Origin of the sequence: Paenibacillus sp. 1011MAR3C5, from assembly GCF_003591485.1 — a bacterium.
GTDB lineage: Bacteria > Bacillota > Bacilli > Paenibacillales > Paenibacillaceae > Pristimantibacillus.
In genome coordinates this window covers 1-1,664 of sequence record NZ_QZCF01000018.1, presented here as the reverse complement: position 1 = coordinate 1,664, position 1,664 = coordinate 1, and the positions used below count along the sequence as shown (strand labels likewise).

The 1,664-nt window shown below is 54.9% G+C and carries 1 rRNA gene; it reads left to right on the top strand.

The features are described 5' to 3' along the window. Positions 1-1,664 (top strand): 23S ribosomal RNA (locus tag D3P07_RS26625); the annotation flags it as partial.

The window sequence follows — 1,664 nt, the reverse complement described above, 5'->3', positions numbered from 1 at the left end:
TTGGGTAGGGGAGCGTTGTATATAGGTTGAAGTCAGACCGTAAGGACTGGTGGACAGTATACAAGTGAGAATGCCGGTATGAGTAACGAAAAGACAAGTGAGAATCTTGTCCGCCGAAAGCCTAAGGGTTCCTGAGGAAGGCTCGTCCACTCAGGGTAAGTCGGGACCTAACGCGAGGCCGAAAGGCGTAGTGGAAGGACAACAGGTTGAAATTCCTGTACCACCGAAGATTGTTTGAGCAATGGGGTGACACAGAAGGGCAGTGACGCGGACTGATGGAATAGTCCGTCCAAGCAGTGAGGCTAGTTGGTAGGCAAATCCGCCAACTGTTAGGCTGGGCTGTGATGGGGAGCGAAAATTGCAGTAGCGAAGGTCATGTACTCCGGCTGTCGAGAAAAGCCTCTAGTTAGATCTAGGTGCCCGTACCGCAAACCGACACAGGTAGGCGAGCAGAGCATGCTAAGGCGCGCGGAAGAACTCTCGTTAAGGAACTCGGCAAAATGACCCCGTAACTTCGGGAGAAGGGGTGCCTCGGTAGGGTGAATAGCCCGAGGGGGCCGCAGTGAAAAGGCCCAAGCGACTGTTTAGCAAAAACACAGGTCTGTGCGAAGCCGTAAGGCGAAGTATACGGGCTGACGCCTGCCCGGTGCTGGAAGGTTAAGGGGAGCGGTTAGGGGTAACCCGAAGCTGTGAACCGAAGCCCCAGTAAACGGCGGCCGTAACTATAACGGTCCTAAGGTAGCGAAATTCCTTGTCAGGTAAATTCTGACCCGCACGAATGGCGTAACGACTTGGGCGCTGTCTCAACGAGAGATCCGGTGAAATTTTAATACCTGTGAAGATGCAGGTTACCCGCGACAAGACGGAAAGACCCCATGGAGCTTTACTGCAGCTTGATATTGGACTTTGGTACGATCTGTACAGGATAGGTGGGAGCCTTTGAGGCCGGAGCGCCAGCTTCGGTGGAGGCACCGTTGGGATACCACCCTGATCGTATCGGAGTTCTAACCTGGCACCGTGAAACCGGTGCAGGGACCGTGTCAGGCGGGCAGTTTGACTGGGGCGGTCGCCTCCTAAAATGTAACGGAGGCGCCCAAAGGTTCCCTCAGAATGGTTGGAAATCATTCGAAGAGTGCAAAGGCATAAGGGAGCTTGACTGCGAGACCTACAAGTCGAGCAGGGACGAAAGTCGGGCTTAGTGATCCGGTGGTACCGCATGGAAGGGCCATCGCTCAACGGATAAAAGCTACCCTGGGGATAACAGGCTTATCTCCCCCAAGAGTCCACATCGACGGGGAGGTTTGGCACCTCGATGTCGGCTCATCGCATCCTGGGGCTGAAGTAGGTCCCAAGGGTTGGGCTGTTCGCCCATTAAAGCGGTACGCGAGCTGGGTTCAGAACGTCGTGAGACAGTTCGGTCCCTATCTGTCGCGGGCGCAGGAAATTTGAGAGGAGCTGTCCTTAGTACGAGAGGACCGGGATGGACGTACCGCTGGTGTACCAGTTGTTCCGCCAGGAGCACCGCTGGGTAGCCAAGTACGGACGGGATAAGCGCTGAAAGCATCTAAGCGTGAAGCCCCCCTCAAGATGAGATTTCCCAATTAGTAAGACCCCTTGAAGACGACGAGGTTGATAGGTTCGGGGTGGAAGCACAGCAATGTGTG